At 57.5% G+C, this 229-nt stretch carries 1 pseudogene; it reads right to left on the reverse strand.

Annotation, left to right across the window (positions count from 1 at the left end):
• Window positions 1-17: 17 nt before the first annotated feature.
• A pseudogene (locus ACQ4LH_RS21800) lies at window positions 18-146 on the reverse strand (hypothetical protein); the annotation flags it as partial.
• Window positions 147-229: the final 83 nt, after the last annotated feature.

The following is a 229-nucleotide window of genomic DNA, read 5'->3' on the forward strand; positions in this document are numbered from 1 at the left end:
ACGGCATACGAGATCGCTCAGTTCGTCTCGTGGGCTCGAGATGTGTATAAGAGACAGTTGTTGGCCTGGGCGGTGCCGTAGGCGTAGCTCAGGTAAAGCTGCTGATTGCTGGCGAATTCGGGATCGAGCAGMACCTCCATCAGCCCGGCCTGAGAAGAGAAAAAACCCTAAGGCACACAGCCAACCGGATGCGAAGGAAGAGGGGAGTCCGCCGAGAGGATGCACAAGC

Origin of the sequence: Pseudomonas peli, from assembly GCF_050563605.1 — a bacterium.
Lineage (GTDB): Bacteria > Pseudomonadota > Gammaproteobacteria > Pseudomonadales > Pseudomonadaceae > Aquipseudomonas > Aquipseudomonas peli_A.